This is a genomic window from Citrobacter sp. SX206 (assembly GCF_024181025.1).
Taxonomy (GTDB): Bacteria; Pseudomonadota; Gammaproteobacteria; order Enterobacterales; family Enterobacteriaceae; genus Citrobacter; species Citrobacter youngae.
The window spans coordinates 198,399-215,412 of sequence record NZ_CP049738.1; the positions used below are offsets into that span (position 1 = coordinate 198,399).

Below are 17,014 nucleotides of genomic sequence, written 5' to 3' on the forward strand. Positions count from 1 at the left end.
AAACCTTACAAGACCTGTGGTTTTTACTTTAAGGACACCCTATGAAAACCTCTATCTTCAAAAGCCTTTACTTTCAGGTCCTGACAGCAATTGCCATTGGTATCCTCCTTGGCCATTACTACCCTGAATTAGGCGCCCAAATGAAACCGCTTGGCGACGCGTTCGTTAAGCTCATTAAGATGGTCATCGCACCTGTTATCTTCTGTACTGTCGTTACCGGCATTGCAGGTATGGAAAGTATGAAAGCAGTTGGCCGCACAGGTGCGGTTGCACTGCTTTATTTTGAAGTGGTTAGTACGATTGCGCTGATCATTGGTCTTATCATTGTCAACGTGGTGCAACCCGGCGCCGGGATGAACGTCGATCCGGCAACGCTGGATGCCAAAGCGGTAGCGATCTACGCCGAGCAGGCAAAAGACCAGGGGATCGTGGGCTTCCTGATGGATATTATCCCGGGTAGCGTCATTGGCGCGTTCGCCAGCGGCAACATCCTGCAGGTATTGTTGTTCGCGGTGATGTTTGGTTTTGCTCTGCACCGTCTGGGCAGCAAAGGCCAGATGATTTTCAACGTAATTGAAAGTTTCTCGCAGGTTATTTTCGGCATTATCAACATGATCATGCGCCTTGCGCCGATAGGTGCTTTCGGTGCCATGGCCTTTACCATCGGTAAGTATGGCGTCGGAACGCTGGTGCAACTGGGTCAGTTGATTATCTGCTTCTACATTACCTGTATCCTGTTTGTGGTCGTGGTTCTGGGCTCCATTGCTCGCGCAACCGGCTTCAGCATTTTCAAATTCATCCGCTATATCCGTGAAGAACTGCTGATCGTACTGGGGACCTCTTCTTCCGAGTCAGCGCTGCCGCGTATGCTTGATAAGATGGAAAAACTGGGCTGCCGGAAGTCGGTTGTCGGGTTGGTTATACCCACGGGCTACTCGTTTAACCTTGATGGGACATCGATATATCTGACTATGGCGGCGGTGTTTATCGCGCAGGCCACCAATAGTCATATGGATATCTTCCATCAGATAACCCTGTTGGTGGTGCTGCTGCTCTCCTCGAAAGGCGCAGCGGGCGTGACCGGAAGTGGCTTTATCGTGCTGGCAGCGACAATTTCCGCAGTAGGGCATCTGCCGGTAGCGGGTCTGGCGCTCATCCTGGGTATTGACCGCTTTATGTCTGAAGCGCGTGCGCTGACTAACCTGGTCGGTAACGGGGTGGCAACGGTCGTTGTGGCTAAGTGGGTGAAAGAACTGGACCACAAAAAGCTTGATGATGTGCTGAATAATCGTGCGCCGGATGGCAAAACGCACGATTTATCCTCTTAATCTCTCCACTTATGCCCGTAGTCCCTTCCAGGACTGCGGGCGTTTGCGCATAATTACTCCCTGTGCCTGAAACTGTCTGTTCGACGGTTTCGGGATTTTTTCACTTCTTCCGTGACATTTTTATGTTCTTGCGGTCTAACACGAAGTGTTTTTAACGTCATATTCAGAGGGTCCTTCTCAGGGCTGTCTTTTTATTTCCAGGATAGTTGATCAGGGGTTCACATGCAGGGCACAAAAATTCGACTTTTAGCGGGCGGCTTGCTGATGATGGCCACTGCCGGCTATGTGCAGGCAGATGCGCTCCAGCCTGACCCGGCGTGGCAACAGGGCACGCTGGCAAATGGTCTCCAGTGGCAAGTGTTAGCCACTCCCCAGCGCCCCAGCGACCGTATTGAGGTCCGCCTGCTGGTTAATACCGGTTCACTCACCGAAAGTACGCAACAGAGTGGTTTCAGCCATGCGATCCCACGTATCGCGCTGACGCAAAGCGGTGGCCTTGATGCCACGCAAGCCCGTTCATTGTGGCAGCAGGGGTTCGATCCTAAACGCCCCATGCCGCCCGTTATCGTTTCCTATGATTCCACGTTGTACAACCTCAGTCTGCCAAACAGCCGTAACGATCTACTGAAAGAGTCACTTTCTTACCTGGCGAATATTTCCGGCAAGCTGACCATTACCCCTGAAACGGTTAACCATGCGCTGAGCAGCGAAGATATGGTGGCAACCTGGCCGTCAGATACCAAAGAGGGATGGTGGCGTTATCGTCTGAAAGGCTCCACGCTGTTAGGGCACGATCCTGCCGATCCGCTGAAAAAGCCGATTGATGCAGCAAAAATTCAGTCGTTCTACCAGAAATGGTATACCCCGGATGCGATGACGCTGATTATCGTCGGTAACGTTGATGCGCGCAGCGTGGCTGAGCAAATCAATAAAACCTTCGGTGAGTTAAACGGAAAACGTGAAACGCCGGCTCCGGTGCCTACGCTCTCTCCACTGCGTGCGGAAGCTGTAAGCATTATGACCGATGCGGTACGCCAGGATCGTCTTTCCATCATGTGGGACGCGCCGTGGCAACCTATTCGTGAATCCGCCGCGTTGTTACGCTACTGGCGTGCCGATTTAGCCCGTGAAGCGCTGTTCTGGCATATCCAGCAGACGTTATCCAGGAACAACGCGAAAGACATCGGCCTCGGCTTTGACTGTCGGGTGCTGTTCCTGCGTGCACAGTGCGCTATTAACGTTGAATCGCCGAACGATAAGCTGAATGCGAACCTGGGCACGGTGGCTCGCGAACTGGCGAAAGTGCGGGACAAGGGCCTGCCGGAAGAAGAGTTCAATGCGCTGGTAGCGCAAAAAAATCTGGAATTGCAGAAACTGTTTGCCACCTACGGCCGCACCGATACCGATATTTTGATCAGCCAGCGTTTGCGCTCGTTGCAAAACCAGGTGGTGGATATCGCGCCAGAACAGTATCAGCGTTTACGGCAGAACTTCCTTAATGGCCTGACCGTTGAGATGCTGAATCAGGATTTGCGTCAGCAGCTATCGCAGGATATGGCTCTCATTCTGCTTCAGCCGAAAGGGGAACCTGAGTTCAACATGAAGGATCTGCAGGCGACATGGGATAGCATAATGGCGCCGGTTAGCGCAGCGGCAACGTCGGCTGAAACGGATGAATCACATCCTGAAGTGACGGATATCCCGCCAGTACAGTAACCTGTAGGCCGGATAAGGCGGTTACGCCGCTATCCGGCATTGGAGATGCCGGGGGCGCTTTGCTTGTCCGGCCTACGGTATGCAGACCGGATAATCGACGTTACTGCGGCATGGCATCGCGTGGGATAATCGCCCCGCGATGCTGAATAACGGTGCTTGCTGTCAGGTGGCCGCGTTTTGCGGCTTCAGCGGCATCGCCACCGGTTAAACGCACTGCCAGATACCCGGCACTGAATGAGTCTCCTGCCGCCGTGGTATCGATCACTTTTTCTTTCGGTAATTTTACAGCCGGTACATCGATAAGTCCTTCACCCTCGATGGACACCAGGCAAGAGTCTGCGCCGCGCTTCACAACCACTTCCTGTACGCCAGCTGCGTGAGTCCGGGCAATTACGTCCTCTACGGGTTTTTCACCCCACAGCGCGTCTTCATCGTCCAGCGTCAGGAACGCAATATTGGTGCACTCCAGCATCTGCTGATACACCTGCTGAGTTTCTTCTTTGCTGCTCCACAGACGCGGGCGGTAGTTGTTGTCAAAAATGACCTTGCCGCCGTTGGCGCGACACTCGCGCAGCAGCGACAGCAGTTTGTCACGGCTGGCCGGGCTTAAAATCGCCAGGCTGATTCCGCTCAGGTACAGGTAGTCGAATGTCGCCAGCGTTTTGCAAATGGCGCCGGATTGTTCGCTCTCCAGCCAGAATTTTGCCGCCGCTTCATTACGCCAGTAATAGAAGGTGCGCTCGCCAGTACTGTCAGTCTCAATGTAATAGAGACCCGGCAGACGGTTTTCCATACGCTGGGTTAATGACGTATCGACGTTTTCTCCCTGCCAGGATTCCAGCATTTGCTGGCTGAAACTGTCAGTGCCCAGCGCCGTGACGTAATGTACGGAAAGGGCCGCAGAATCGACCTGACGGGCAATATAAACGGATGTATTCAACGTGTCGCCACCGAATCCGCGCTGAACGTCGGCGCCTTTCTGTGACAGCTCAATCATGCATTCGCCAATCACGGCAATCTTCCTGGACATAGTCGTAACCTGCTCTGAAAAAAATTAGCGTTAGTGTGCGCTGTGGGTGTTAAGTGGTCAACTATATTAAAACAACGTTCCATTATTTTTTTGAGCCAGAACGTGTTCTGTGTCGTTTTTACCGCTGTTTTTATTTTGCGTACTGCTGAACGTAAAGTTCTGCGCCTGAGCGCCGATAACCTTTGACGAGTCCGGTCAGTCACACTCTTATTTACAGGACACCTCAGATGATAAAGCAGGTCACCCAGCAGCTAATTACGCCAGATGCGAGTATCGAATGCTTGCAGGAGCGACGCTATTGGCTGCAGTGCGAGCGTGCTTACACTTATCAGCCCATTTACCAGACCAATGGTCGGCTGATGGCCGTAGAGCTGCTAACCGTCGTGAGCCATCCTGATAACCCTGCTCAACGCATTGCGCCAGACCGTTATTTTGCTGAAGTTGCTGTTCGGCATCGCGTTGAGGTAGTGAAAGAGCAGCTTGAACAACTTGAACTGAAAAGTGATTTTTTCAGAGCCCACGATCTGCTGGCCTCCGTCAATGTCGATGGCCCGACGCTCATTGCGATGCGCCAGGACCCCGAGATCCTGAAAATCATTGAATGCCTGCCCTGGTTACGCTTTGAGTTGGTAGAGCATATCCGCTTACCGAAGGGATCGTCGTTTGCCTCAATGTGCGAGTTCGGCCCGCTCTGGCTGGATGATTTTGGTACCGGGATGGCCAATTTCTCGGCTCTTAGCGAAGTGAGTTACGACTACATCAAAGTGGCGCGGGATCTGTTTGTCATGCTGCGTCAGACGCCGGAAGGCCGTAACCTCTTCACTTTGCTGCTCCAGCTTATGAACCGCTATTGCCGTGGCGTGATTGTCGAAGGTGTTGAAACCCTGGAAGAGTGGCGCGATGTGCAAAACTCACCGGCTTTTGCTGCTCAGGGCTATTTCCTCTCTCGTCCGGTGCCACTGAGTACCCTGGAAGAGGTGATTCTGTCGCTTTGATGCGGATGTAGCGTGCCTCCTTTTCGCCCTGCTGGACTATCTTTAGGACAGGCAAGGGAGGAAGTCAGGAGGAAAACGTGACGAAAACAGGCAAAATAGCCGCATCCGTAGTAGGGTTTTTCTTGTTGCTGATCGTCGTGCTCATCATTGTGATTGCGACATTTGACTGGAACCGGCTCAAACCGACCATCAACCAGAAAGTCTCTACTGAACTCAACCGTCCATTCGCCATACGCGGTGATCTGGGCGTCGTCTGGGAACGCCAGAAGCAGGAAACCGGCTGGCGCAGTTGGGTTCCGTGGCCGCATGTTCATGCTGAAGATATTATCCTCGGCAACCCGCCAGATATTCCCGACGTTACCATGGTGCATCTCCCGCGTGTTGAAGCTACGCTCGCCCCACTGGCACTGCTGACAAAAACCATCTGGCTCCCGTGGGTCAAGATGGTGAAACCCGATGCGCGGCTCATTCGGTTGTCGGAGAAAAACAACAACTGGACCTTTAACTTCGCCGGGGATGAAAAACGCGATCCCAATGCGCCGCCACCCGCGTGGTCTTTCAGGCTGGATAACATTCTGTTCGATCAAGGGCGTATCGCTGTTAATGATAAGGTGACGAAGTCGGAGCTTGAGATCCTGGTCGATCCACTAGGCAAGCCGCTACCGTTTAGCGAAGTGACAGGCACCAACAGCAAAGAAGGGGGCACCAGCGTTGAGGATTACATTTTTGGTCTGAAAGCCCAGGGCCGCTACAACGGTGAGCCGCTAACCGGAACGGGAAAAATTGGCGGGATGTTGGCGTTACGTGGCGAAGGTACCCCTTTTCCGATACAGGCAGACTTTCGCTCGGGCAACACGCGCGTGGTATTTAGCGGCACGATAAATGACCCGATGAATATGGGCGGTGTCGATCTACGGCTTAAATTCTCTGGGGATTCACTTGGGGATTTATACGATTTGACCGGTGTGCTGTTACCGGATACACCACCGTTTGAAACGGACGGGCGTCTGGTGGCGAAAATCGATCCGGAAAAGTCCTCTCTTTTTGAATACCGCCATTTTAATGGTCGCATTGGCGATAGCGATATTCACGGGACGCTGGCCTACACCACCGGCAAGCCGCGACCCATGCTGAAGGGCGATGTGGAATCACGCCAGCTGAGGCTGGCTGATTTGGGGCCGCTGATCGGTGTGGATTCAGGCAAAGGGGCAGAACGGGCAAAACAATCTGAACAGCGCAAAGGTGAGAACAGTGCGCAACCCGCAGGCAAAGTCTTGCCGTATGACCGTTTTGAAACCGATAAATGGAACGTGATGGATGCTGATGTGCGTTTCAAAGGACGGCGTATCGAACACGGCAGTAGCCTGCCAATCAGCGATCTCTCCACCCATATCCTCCTGAAAAATGCTGACTTGCGCCTGCAGCCACTGAAATTTGGCCTCGCAGGGGGCAGTATTGTTTCCAGCATTCATCTGGAAGGGGATAAAAAGCCGATGCGGGGGCAGGCGGATATTCAGGCTCGCCGCCTGAAGCTAAAAGCACTGATGCCGGACGTGGAGTTGATGCAGAAAACGCTCGGTGAGATGAACGGTGACGCCAGGTTGAGCGGTAGCGGAAATTCAGTGGCTGCGCTGCTGGGTAACAGCAACGGTAACCTGAAGCTATTGATGAATGATGGATTGGTCAGTCGCAATCTGATGGAGATCGTTGGGCTGAATCTGGGTAACTATATCGTCGGACAAATATTCGGTGATGACGAAGTACGGGTGAACTGCGCAGCGGCAAATCTGGATATCGTCAATGGCATCGCGCGCCCACAAATTTTCGCGTTCGACACAGAAAACGCGGTGATCAACGTGACCGGGACTGCAAGCTTTGCATCTGAGCAACTGGATTTAACCATCGACCCGGAGAGCAAAGGCATTCGTATTATTACCCTGCGTTCGCCGCTGTATGTCCGTGGGACCTTTAAAAATCCACAGGCTGGCGTGAAGGCCGGGCCGCTGATTGCACGCGGTGCGGTGGCTGCCGCGCTGGCAACGCTGGTTACGCCAGCGGCGGCGCTGCTGGCGCTAATTTCTCCGTCTGAAAACGAAACGAATCAGTGCCGGACAATCCTGTCGCAGATGAAGAAGTGATGAGCGCGCCGGATGCGGTGTAAACACCTTATCCGGCTTACGGGGGATTGCAGTCTGTAGGCCTGATAAGCATAGCGCCATCAGGCAATCAAATTACAGCGATTGATGCCGTGTCTCATGGGTTAACAGCAGCGCAATCAGCGTTAAAGCCGCCATCGATGCCAGATACGTACCGACCGCCGCCAGACCGTAGTTCCCCTGCAGCCATGCGGCAATATAAGGGGCAACAGAGGCACCGAGAATCGACGAGACGTTATACGAGAATGATGCGCCCGTATAGCGCACTTCAGTCGGGAACAACTCCGGCAGCAGTGCCCCCATCGGGCCGAATGTCAGACCCATCAGGCTCAGGCCAAGCAACAGGAAAGCGAACACCAACACCGGATTGCCAGAACCGAGCAGCGGTTTAAAGGCAAAAAGCGCAAACAGAATGATAAGCGTGGTGATGATGAGCATGCTCTTGCGACGACCAAACGCATCGGCCAGCAGGCCAGCCACTGGTACCATAACGCCAAAGCCAATAACCGCCATCATCAGCATCCACAACACTTCATTACGCGGCAGGCCAAGCCCTACGGGGGCTGCGGCAGTGCTGAACGTCATCGAATAGACGGTCATGATATAAAACAGTGTATAGGTCGCCAGCATGATGAATGTGCCAAGGATCGTCACACGAACATGTTTTGTCAGCAGAGTACCCAGCGGGATTTTCACCTGTTTTTTCGCTGCGGCGACTTTGGCAAATACCGGCGATTCGTGGAGAGAAACACGGACGTAGAGACCGATAATGACCAGTACGGCAGAGAAGATAAACGGCACGCGCCAGCCCCAGCTCATAAACTGTTCGTCGGTCAACAGCCAGGAGAGCAACAGGAACGTGCCGTTAGCGAAGAAGAAACCGATAGGCGCACCCAACTGCGGGAATGAACCGTACAGCGCGCGTTTACGCGGTGGTGCGTTTTCCGTTGCCAGCAACGCCGCGCCGCCCCATTCACCGCCCAGACCTAAACCCTGACCAAAACGCGCCAGCGCCAGCAGCAAGGGGGCGAAAATGCCGATTGTTTCATAGCCCGGCAGTAGGCCAATCACAACCGTTGAAATCCCCATGGTGAGCAGTGAAGCAACCAACGTGACTTTACGTCCAACACGATCGCCGAAATGGCCGAATACGGCGGAGCCGATCGGGCGGGCCACGAAGGCGATAGCAAAGGTAGCCAGCGACTGTAGTGTGGCCGCCGTGGGGTCACCCTGCGGGAAGAAGATGTGGGGGAACACGATCACCGCCGCGGTCGCGTAAATATAGAAGTCGAAGAACTCAATGGCAGTGCCGATGAGCGAAGCGACGACGACTTTATTGCGCGAATTGACCGGGGCGTGTTCTTGTTCGTTATCGAATGTTGTGGCGGTTGCTTGCATAATATTTTCTTATTTTGGGTCGAACGAAAGGCCATATTACGCACAGCAAAAGAGACATTTCAATCTGTAACAAACTTTGAGATCGGTCAAAAATGGAGCAAAAAGGGGATAGTTTTTAGGCTTGAGATTTCACTTCCATGAAATGCTTCGCACAATTTAAAACTTAGTTGATAAAACTGGTTTTTGGTTAAATAAAAGTTACGTTCTGGATTTATTCACTAAATCGGTGAGAGCAGGCGGCATTATAATTGCCGGATGGCGCTGCGCTTATCCGGCAATTCACAACTAATCCGGCGGTGGCTATTGCGTTTTCCCCGGCATACGCGGGTCGTCTTTGTATTCCGCTGTGGCAATCCAGGCGGCGCAGAACAGGGTCAAACGCGCGAAGAAGTAAAAGAATGCCATCAGCCCAAGCACCGAACCAAACGCCGCGCCGGAGGGGGATTTTACCAACGATGGCAGCGTGTAGGTCATGACGATCTTAATCACCTCAAAGCCAATAGCCGCAATAAATGTTCCGCGAATCAGCGCCTTCTTACGCGGTCGGTGACGCGGTAGCCGCCAGAAAATCCAGAAGAACAGCAAATAGTTGGCGAAAATGGAGATCGCCAGACCAATCAATCGCCACGCGGGTTTCAGCCACTCAATACCGTCGAGATACAGTGCCGAGATGATCATTTGCTGGGCAGAACCGGCAATGGAGGTAATCGACAGCGTAACGATCAGCGCAATCAGCAATCCAATCAATGAGACAAAATCACGCAGGTATTTAACCCATATTTTTTCCTGATCCTGCGGTGTGCGTTCCCAGAGGTCCCGCGACTGTGCACGAATCGCTTCGCGCAGGTTTCCCATCCAGTTAATACCAGAGTAGAGGGCGATGCCAAGCCCCACCAGACCCACGGTGGTACGTTGCTGAACGGCAGTATTGATGGTGTTTTTCAGCGTCGAGGCCAGCGTCGGATCGCTAACGTTGAGCAATATTTTGCTGAAGATATCCTGTAATAACGTGGGGTGTGAGGCGAGAATAAAACCGGCCGCCGCAAACGACACCATCAGGATAGGGATCATCGACAGGAACGAGAAATACGTGATGGCTGCGCCAAACTGATTTCCCATTCGGTCATTAAAACGCTCTGCTGCGCGGATCAGGTGGGCGATAACAGGTTGACGTTGAATTTTTTCAGCGAAGGTCAGGGCAGTTTTCAACGCCTGGTTCGCTGTGGCGTTTTTCACCGGCGTTGTGGCGGTTTGCTGTTGTTCAGGCGTAGGGTGCTTTGCGTGGTGTTCCTGCGTCATCCGATCGGTAGTCCTTATTTTGTTTACTCATGACATTATAGCCGCTCAGACCCACTTCCCGAAAAATGGGCTAATCCACATAGTCTTTCATCACACCGGTCAACCATTCCATGAACAGATGTACCCGGCGGGAAAGGTTCCGGCGATGTGGATAGAGCAAAGAAACGGGCATGGGTTCGGCCCGATATTGCGGTAACACTTCAACCAGAGTACCGGCGCGAAGGGCTTCACGCACCCCGACGCGTGGTACCTGAATAATGCCCAGCCCGGCAAGACATGCCGCATGATAGGTTTCTGTGCTGTTCACGGTCAGCATGCCGCCCGTTTTTACCCATGCAGTCCCATTGTCTGTAGCCACCTCGAAGCCCTGTGCGCGTGTTCCCAAATTGACCGAATAATGCACCACGGCATGTGAGGCCAAATCCTCCAGGCTTTCCGGATAACCAAAGCGGGCCAGATACTGTGGACTGGCACAGTTAATCTGCGTGAGTTTCCCCAGCGGTCGGGCAATCAGCCCCGAATCTTTCAGTGTGCCAACGCGTACGACGCAGTCGAAACCCTCACGAATTAAGTCTACCAGGCGGTCACTGCTGCTGAGTTCAAGCTCCAGCCCTGGATACTGATGCAAAAAGACGGGCAGGCGGGGCATGACCAGATTTCTCGCCACGCCAACCGGCATATCGACGCGTAGCTTACCGCTGATACTGGCTGGATCGTGATGGAACAACCCATCCAGTTCATCCAGATTGCTCAACAGATCTTTTGCACGTTCGTAATAGATCATGCCGTCTTGTGTGAGCTGAACGCGGCGGGTAGTGCGGTGCAGAAGCTGCGTACCCAGATGATTTTCCAGGGCCTGGATTTGGCGCGATACGCTACCTTTAGGAAGTCCAAGGGTGTCTGCCGCACGCGAAAAACTCTCCAGTTCTGCGACGCGGATGAACAACTGCATTGCGTGAATTTTATCCATTCCCATGCCCTATTGTTGTTCTGAATGAAACAGTAATGCGCAATTAGCGATATTTATTGTTCTTCTACCACCTAATAAGCTTTGTCTCAATCATCACAACATCTGAAATGAGGTTTCTTATGACGCAACGTATCGCATTAGTGACCGGTGGCGGTCGTGGGCTCGGTAAAAACGCGGCACTTAAGCTGGCGAACAAAGGAATAGGTATCGTCCTGACGTGGAACAGCAATGAAAAAGAGGCGCAGCAGGTTGTGGATGAAATTCGGCAATCTGGTGGAAAAGCAGCGGCATTACCGTTAAATGTCGGGGATATTTCAACTTTCCCATCCTTCGTTGAACAGATGAACCACACCTTAAAGGCACAGTGGCAAAGCGAAGGGTTTGATTATTTATTGAACAACGCCGGAATCGGCATTACTGCGCCGTACTCTGCATTCACCGAAGCGCAATTTGACCAATTGCTGAGCATCCAGTTTAAGGGGCCATTTTTCCTGACGCAGAGTCTTCTTCCGCTGATGAACAAGGGGGGAAGGATCCTCAATGTCTCGACCGGCCTGGCGCGTTTTGCTCTACCGGGCTACAGCGCCTATGCCGCCATGAAAGGGGCGATGGAAGTGCTTACCCGGTATCAGGCTAAAGAGTTGGGGGAACGCGGTATTACGGCAAATATTATTGCGCCGGGCGCGATTGAAACTGATTTCGGCGGTGGGAACGTGCGTGATAACGCGCAACTGAATGCATATATTGCCTCGCAAACGGCGCTGGGACGCGTCGGGTTACCGGATGATATCGGTGATGCCATCGCCGCGTTGCTCAGCGATGAACTCGCCTGGATGACTGCACAGCGTATTGAGGTATCTGGCGGGATGTTCCTGTAACGTGCAACGTGCTTATTCAATAGGCTGCGGTAGCTGTTGAATGAGCACTTAATGCTATATTGTAATTTGTAACATATTTATTATTTTTTCAGGATATCTTATTTTTAGCTAAAAATGTATTCTCTGAAAATTAATATTAATAAGGAATTCTGACCCTCGATAAATGAGGAATGTCTCAGAAATCTATCCTGTTCTGCCCGCTTTGTGTAATCCTTTTTCTTGAGCTGTAACTATTCATAACTCTTGCTTTTTTATTCTTCGCTTATCGGTAGAATGACCCCTGCCAAATGGTGAGTTATTATTTTTCCTCGTGAAGAATACCCTTTCGCGTCTCAAGACTACTATTTTTTAGACGGAGAGTTAATAATGCAGGTAATAATGTTTGACAGGCAGTCAATATTTATTCATGGAATGAATATAAGTTTGCAGCAACGAATTCCAGGAGTGAATGTTCAGGGTGTCAGTCAGGCAGATGACCTTTGGCAAAAACTGGAAAATACCCCAGATGCGCTGCTCATGCTGGACGGTGATCTCGACGGTGAGTTTTGCTGCAGCTTGCTGCAACAGATTGCACACTCTTTTTCAACGGTGAAGGTGCTGATCTCTGCCACTGATTGCAGTAAGAAATGGCTGCAGGATGTGACGCAATTAAACGTGCTGGCCATTGTGCCGCGTGACTCTGATGCAGAAACCTTTACTCTGGCGCTTAACAGCGTTGCGATGGGCATGATGTTTCTTCCCAGGGATCACTTAGCGACAAACGATAGCAGTCGGCAAAATATAAAAACATTAAGCGCCCGCCAGCGGGAGATCCTGACCATGCTGGCGGCTGGTGAGTCAAATAAACAAATTGGTCGGCTGTTAAATATCAGTACCGGAACGGTAAAAGCCCACCTTGAGTCACTTTATCAGCGCCTGGAAGTTAAAAACCGTACTCAGGCAGCAATGATGTTAAATGAATTTCTATAATTGATATTTATTTCACGGTCAGACGCTATCTGGCTGTGAAATATTAACCGGCCACCTTTCTGCGTGACAAAAGCGCGTTATCCCAACACTTAGCATCCACGCAATAAAGACTTCTTGTTGAAACGGGTCGTTAAGCTGAGGTTTATTTGTGCGTATTAATGCTTGGCAGATATCCAGATCTGTGAGCAGCAGGGATTCTGCCTGCGCCATTGAAATGGGGGCAATAAAGGTTTCATCGGGTGTAATTTCATGCCCGTAGCCAATGACCCATACACCATTTTTATCCTGATACTTTTCCAGCGACAGGCCCTGCCATTGCTTGATAAATGCAATACCGGCGGAGGTAAAATGAGCGGCGCAATGCGGCATAATGATTTCTCTTAAAAGAAAAACAGTATAAAGATAATTATCAGCAGACGTAGTTGCCATATGGCCATTTTTGGCCATAAACGCCTTACGACTTAAGGGGCGGCATTCACGTTTTAACCGGCTAAACATCCTGTCATCTCAGGCACTTTTCCCGATATGCTATTGCGTATCGCCAGGCATAACCAGTCACCCTCCGTCATTGAGGGGCAGTCGCGCTGTTTTCAACACCGACACGGATTTATCTCCAGAATAAATTTCAATGATTTTGCCGTTGTCACTGCAAAACGCATTTATTTGTTATATGAATGTGTTCTAGTCTACAGCGGCACAATTCTGCGCTGTGCCACGTTTATAAAAAGATAACGAAATACATCGTGAGGCCGCACCTTTCTGGGCTCTTTTAGGGAAGATAATGACCAATAGCGCGTTACAGGCGACATGTGCGCCATTTGAACACTGTTTGGGGATCATCCGTCAGGCGTCGGTGGAAATTTTGCTGCTGTTAGGCGTACATGTGGCAGAGGGCAAAGATCCGCGTTGGTTTCTGGAGCAACTCGATCAGGCCCGACTGAATCTGGGCGGTTGGGGGGCTGTCGCCAGACGCTTGCAGATGAATGATGCGCAACTCAGCCAGTTCACGTTGCGTTTACGCCATCTTCAACAGAGTGTGCCTCAGTATGAAAGCGGTCAGGATGTCAGTGAAAACCAGCTGATTTCCGCGCTGCGTTTTGTAGCAGCACTGGAGCAATTACGCCAGCAACAGCCGCTCCTGAACTATCAAACCGATATCGACATCGGGGGGCAGGATGCGCAGATGCGGGCGCAGCGTCAGCTTCGCGCAATAGAGTTAACGCTCAAAGCCCTCGTCGCACGGGTATGGCCAGATCAGCATCCGCTAAACAGTTTTCTGAAGCAGCACTTTGGTGCCGAACGCTTGCGTCGCTGGTTAAAGCTGGGCGAAGGACGTGATGCGCTGGACGGCATGCTGTTTAGCGAACTGGCGTTGATGGTGGTCGATAAGAAACTATTTGTTCGCCACTTTACGCAGATTTTTAATGATACGTCAGTGTTGATGCTGTTTGTCGAACCGCGCTTAACGCTGCGAATGTTTCTGGATGATTGCCGACAGGCGCGAAACGCTGTCATTGCTCAGCAACCGCTGACGTCAGTACAGCTGATGCTGTTAAATTACCAGTACCAACAAATTACGCATTCTGTGCAGCGAGCGTTTGAAGAGCGCCGAACGCGTATCAATCCTGCATCGTATCTGGAATCTGATGAGTCGACGGTTCGTCAATTCTGGGAAACGGCAAGGCAAAAAGACGAGCAGGCTGGAGGCGATAAAAAGGAAATTGCTGACAGTATCGATCCTCCTGAGAAGCGAGCGCAGCGTACGGCCGAAGAGCGCGAACAGCTGATTTCCGGCATGTTGTGGGTGGCTGTCGGTGTTATGGTTCTGGCGATCTCGCTGGGCGCTTTCTGGCTATTCAATGCACCTGCACCGCAAGCATCTTCAGGGCAAACTGTTGAGATAGTGCAGGAAGAGCCGCGGCGTGATGCACCTTCTGCGCGAGAATCGGTGACCCGGATGGGCATTACATGGGATACCTTTAATATGCGGGCGGCTATCGATCGCAACGATACCCGCGTCACGTCGCTGTTCCTGCAAGGAGGTATGGACTGGAAGCTGGCGTGGACGGAGCAGGCATTTTCCGCGGGGAACACCGCAGTTCTGAAGCTGCTGCTGCGGTATCCCTCACAGATGGATGAGGCTAAACCCTGCCAGCAGTTTATGACTACGCTCAGTCATGCCATGTCGAATGGCGCATCACTGACGTCACTGCATAAAAGCTACCTACAAAGTTTCTGCTCGACACCGGAGGTCGTTGCTCGTCAGCAGTATGATATGGAACAGGCCCAACTGCGTGTGCGCGCAGATCCAAATGCAGAGAACAAAAAATGGCAGAAAATCCACACCGCGCTGTACGATGCCATTAACTAACGGCCCGATGCATTTCGTGGCATCAGGCCGTCAGACATTTACGGTTCACCGTACAAACCGATTAATCGGCGCACCACGCCATTCGTCCAGCCAAATCCGTCCTGCAGCGGATATTCCCCGCCGCCGCCTTCGCGCGGCGTGCCGTCAGCGATATGGTACTTTTCAATTAGCTTGTGGTGTTCATGATAAAAAACATTAACTGTTTTCAGCCAGTTACGGGCAATTTCATCACCGAGATGGTCATCGCCATACAGTTTAAACCCCTGAATCGCCATCCACTGCAGCGGTGCCCAGCCGTTGGGTTTATCCCACTGCTCGCCGGTTTCATACTCGGTTGCTAAAATCCCGCCTGGCGTGAGTAAGCGGCTGCGTACCGTGTTGGCGAGTCGGTCGGCTTGTTCATGTGTTGCCATACCGACATACAGCGGCACAATACTGGCAGCAGAGAAAAGGGCCATTTGTTCGCGCCGCCAGTCGTAATCGCGATAGCAGCCGTTTTCATCGTCCCACAGATAGCGGTTCACCGCATCGCGGCGGTCACTGGCTTTCTGGCGAAACTGCGCTTCCGTTTCTTTGTCGCCTTTCAGCGCGGAAATATTGGCGATGGTGCTTTCCAGCTTGTAGAGGAAGGCGTTCAGATCAATCGGGATGAACTGAGTGGTGCGTATGCTGGCAAGGCGGCCTGCATCGCGTAGCCAGCGCGAGGAATAATCCCAGCCGGAGGCCGCGCCCGCGCGCAAATCCCGATACACCTCATTGGGCGGGCGACCTGAATGCTTGGCGGTCTCGACGTCTTCAAGCCATGATTCATCACGCGGCGTATCACGATCGTCCCAATAGCGGTTGAGCAGAGAGCCGTCCGACATTCTGATCACGTGACGGTAGGCCTGGTTGAGCACCAGGGAATCGGCGCCATCCATCCAGAATGCGTATTCCATTTTTAGATGTTCAAGGTAGCGACGCGCGCCGCGCACGCCATCCTCTTCAAACAGTTCCACCATCAGCGCAAAGACCGGTGGCTGCGAACGGCTCAGGTAGTAGGTACGGTTACCGTTGGGGATGTGACCATAGTTTTCAATCATCCAGGCAAAGTTATCCGCCATACACTTCAGCAGATCTTCGCGGCCGCTCTCTGCCAGACCCAGCATGGTAAAGTAGGAATCCCAGTAGTAGGTTTCGCTAAAACGTCCACCGGGCACAATATATGACTGCGGTAACGCCAGCAGCGAAGACCAGGGAATATGATCCTGCGGCTCGCGCGTCAGCACAGGCCACAGTTGATCGATATGCTCTTTCAGCGAGCTTGCCGGATCGGACACATATTCACTGGAGGGCGTTTCCGGTAGCCAGAAATGGTTCTCGACAAAGCGTCGCAGATCAAAGTCGCGGTGGCGTTTAACTTTGCGATAGCGGATCAAAATGTCCAGTGGGTCCATTTTGGGCGCACAATCAGGGAAGGTTTTGCTATCAGCAAATAGTTTGGATGACTGGACGTGTTCAAACAGCTCGAGGTAACGATCGGCGGGGGTTAACGCATCTGACGCGGGTAACCCTGCAATCATCTCCGGCTCTGGCTCTGCCTCAATCATTTCATCCAGCTTTAACTCGCACGGATCCATTTCATAAAGCAGATCGATATCGATCGTCATTTCTTCTGAAGGGGCGTGGGGTAGTTTCTGGTTGAGCATAATGAGAAAGACCTCCGATGGACGTTGAAAGATTAAGGCTATTGCCCGGTCGTCAGTTAAGCGTAGACATTCGCTTCGGTGTCTGGTGAGTAAAGCGTGCGGTTGATCACATTTTAGTGCTGCATATTATTTAGAAAATAAGACTATCCCAATGAATATAATGAGGAATTCATAATTCTGTGTGACCTGAAGATATTTCATTTTCAGAACATTCGA

The 17,014-nt window shown here is 52.0% G+C and carries 13 protein-coding genes; 7 read left to right on the forward strand and 6 right to left on the reverse strand.

The features are described from left to right. Window positions 1-41 precede the first annotated feature (41 nt). On the forward strand, window positions 42-1,328 hold the full coding sequence (dctA, locus tag G8S19_RS00960; RefSeq protein ID WP_048213643.1) for a C4-dicarboxylate transporter DctC: 1,287 nt from the start codon (window positions 42-44) through the stop codon (window positions 1,326-1,328). A gap of 222 nt (window positions 1,329-1,550) precedes the next feature. Then, window positions 1,551-3,044, forward strand: a complete 1,494-nt coding sequence (locus tag G8S19_RS00965; protein ID WP_101742797.1) for a pitrilysin family protein — start codon at window positions 1,551-1,553, stop codon at window positions 3,042-3,044. A 100-nt stretch (window positions 3,045-3,144) separates the two neighbouring features. Here the strand turns inward: G8S19_RS00965 and G8S19_RS00970 are convergent, their stop codons facing one another. After that, entirely contained in the window at window positions 3,145-4,074 is a 930-nt protein-coding gene (locus G8S19_RS00970) for a sugar kinase (RefSeq protein ID WP_048213641.1), read from the reverse strand. Window positions 4,075-4,301: 227 nt separating this feature from the next. Between G8S19_RS00970 and pdeH the strand changes: the two genes are divergently transcribed. After that, window positions 4,302-5,069 (forward strand): cyclic-guanylate-specific phosphodiesterase, encoded by a 768-nt coding sequence (pdeH, locus tag G8S19_RS00975; protein WP_005133851.1) that lies wholly within the window; start codon window positions 4,302-4,304, stop codon window positions 5,067-5,069. Between the two features lie 77 nt (window positions 5,070-5,146). After that, window positions 5,147-7,207: an AsmA family protein gene (locus tag G8S19_RS00980; protein WP_253685951.1), complete on the forward strand. Its 2,061-nt coding sequence runs from the start codon at window positions 5,147-5,149 to the stop codon at window positions 7,205-7,207. Between the two features lie 93 nt (window positions 7,208-7,300). On the opposite strand, the gene G8S19_RS00985 is transcribed toward G8S19_RS00980, so the two are convergent. The 3 genes from G8S19_RS00985 to G8S19_RS00995 form a co-directional block, all read right to left on the reverse strand. After that, window positions 7,301-8,623, reverse strand: coding sequence for an MFS transporter (locus tag G8S19_RS00985; RefSeq protein ID WP_253685953.1), 1,323 nt, complete (start codon window positions 8,621-8,623; stop codon window positions 7,301-7,303). A gap of 300 nt (window positions 8,624-8,923) precedes the next feature. Next, window positions 8,924-9,922, reverse strand: coding sequence for an inner membrane protein YhjD (yhjD, locus tag G8S19_RS00990; protein WP_061066779.1), 999 nt, complete (start codon window positions 9,920-9,922; stop codon window positions 8,924-8,926). A gap of 70 nt (window positions 9,923-9,992) precedes the next feature. Then, window positions 9,993-10,892, reverse strand: coding sequence for a LysR family transcriptional regulator (locus G8S19_RS00995; protein WP_061068776.1), 900 nt, complete (start codon window positions 10,890-10,892; stop codon window positions 9,993-9,995). Window positions 10,893-11,011: 119 nt separating this feature from the next. On the opposite strand from G8S19_RS00995, the gene G8S19_RS01000 reads away from it, so the two are divergent. Then, on the forward strand, window positions 11,012-11,770 hold the full coding sequence (locus tag G8S19_RS01000) for an SDR family NAD(P)-dependent oxidoreductase (RefSeq protein WP_115642712.1): 759 nt from the start codon (window positions 11,012-11,014) through the stop codon (window positions 11,768-11,770). 366 nt (window positions 11,771-12,136) lie between these two features. Next, window positions 12,137-12,739 carry a response regulator transcription factor gene (locus G8S19_RS01005; protein ID WP_061066778.1) on the forward strand — a complete coding sequence of 201 codons (603 nt, stop codon included), beginning with the start codon at window positions 12,137-12,139 and terminating at the stop codon, window positions 12,737-12,739. An 18-nt stretch (window positions 12,740-12,757) separates the two neighbouring features. Here the strand turns inward: G8S19_RS01005 and G8S19_RS01010 are convergent, their stop codons facing one another. Then, the gene (locus tag G8S19_RS01010; RefSeq protein ID WP_048213804.1) at window positions 12,758-13,108 is read right to left on the reverse strand and encodes a glycoside hydrolase family protein; all 351 of its coding nucleotides are present in this window, start codon (window positions 13,106-13,108) and stop codon (window positions 12,758-12,760) included. 412 nt (window positions 13,109-13,520) lie between these two features. Here G8S19_RS01010 and G8S19_RS01015 point away from each other — a divergent pair, with 412 nt between their 5' ends. Further along, on the forward strand, window positions 13,521-15,110 hold the full coding sequence (locus G8S19_RS01015; protein ID WP_101742795.1) for an STY4199 family HEPN domain-containing protein: 1,590 nt from the start codon (window positions 13,521-13,523) through the stop codon (window positions 15,108-15,110). A gap of 38 nt (window positions 15,111-15,148) precedes the next feature. Here the strand turns inward: G8S19_RS01015 and G8S19_RS01020 are convergent, their stop codons facing one another. After that, window positions 15,149-16,798: an alpha,alpha-trehalase gene (locus G8S19_RS01020; RefSeq protein ID WP_199946224.1), complete on the reverse strand. Its 1,650-nt coding sequence runs from the start codon at window positions 16,796-16,798 to the stop codon at window positions 15,149-15,151. Window positions 16,799-17,014 lie beyond the last annotated feature (216 nt).

What these genes read in the sequence shown, in the direction of transcription:
- dctA (WP_048213643.1), top strand. Translation starts at nt 42, where the DNA reads ATGAAAACCTCTATCTTCAAAAGCCTTTACTTTCAGGTCCTGACAGCA.
- G8S19_RS00965 (WP_101742797.1), top strand. Translation starts at nt 1,551, where the DNA reads ATGCAGGGCACAAAAATTCGACTTTTAGCGGGCGGCTTGCTGATGATG.
- G8S19_RS00970 (WP_048213641.1), bottom strand. Translation starts at nt 4,074, where the DNA reads ATGTCCAGGAAGATTGCCGTGATTGGCGAATGCATGATTGAGCTGTCA.
- pdeH (WP_005133851.1), top strand. Translation starts at nt 4,302, where the DNA reads ATGATAAAGCAGGTCACCCAGCAGCTAATTACGCCAGATGCGAGTATC.
- G8S19_RS00985 (WP_253685953.1), bottom strand. Translation starts at nt 8,623, where the DNA reads ATGCAAGCAACCGCCACAACATTCGATAACGAACAAGAACACGCCCCG.
- yhjD (WP_061066779.1), bottom strand. Translation starts at nt 9,922, where the DNA reads ATGACGCAGGAACACCACGCAAAGCACCCTACGCCTGAACAACAGCAA.
- G8S19_RS00995 (WP_061068776.1), bottom strand. Translation starts at nt 10,892, where the DNA reads ATGGATAAAATTCACGCAATGCAGTTGTTCATCCGCGTCGCAGAACTG.
- G8S19_RS01000 (WP_115642712.1), top strand. Translation starts at nt 11,012, where the DNA reads ATGACGCAACGTATCGCATTAGTGACCGGTGGCGGTCGTGGGCTCGGT.
- G8S19_RS01005 (WP_061066778.1), top strand. Translation starts at nt 12,137, where the DNA reads ATGCAGGTAATAATGTTTGACAGGCAGTCAATATTTATTCATGGAATG.
- G8S19_RS01010 (WP_048213804.1), bottom strand. Translation starts at nt 13,108, where the DNA reads ATGCCGCATTGCGCCGCTCATTTTACCTCCGCCGGTATTGCATTTATC.
- G8S19_RS01015 (WP_101742795.1), top strand. Translation starts at nt 13,521, where the DNA reads ATGACCAATAGCGCGTTACAGGCGACATGTGCGCCATTTGAACACTGT.
- G8S19_RS01020 (WP_199946224.1), bottom strand. Translation starts at nt 16,798, where the DNA reads ATGCTCAACCAGAAACTACCCCACGCCCCTTCAGAAGAAATGACGATC.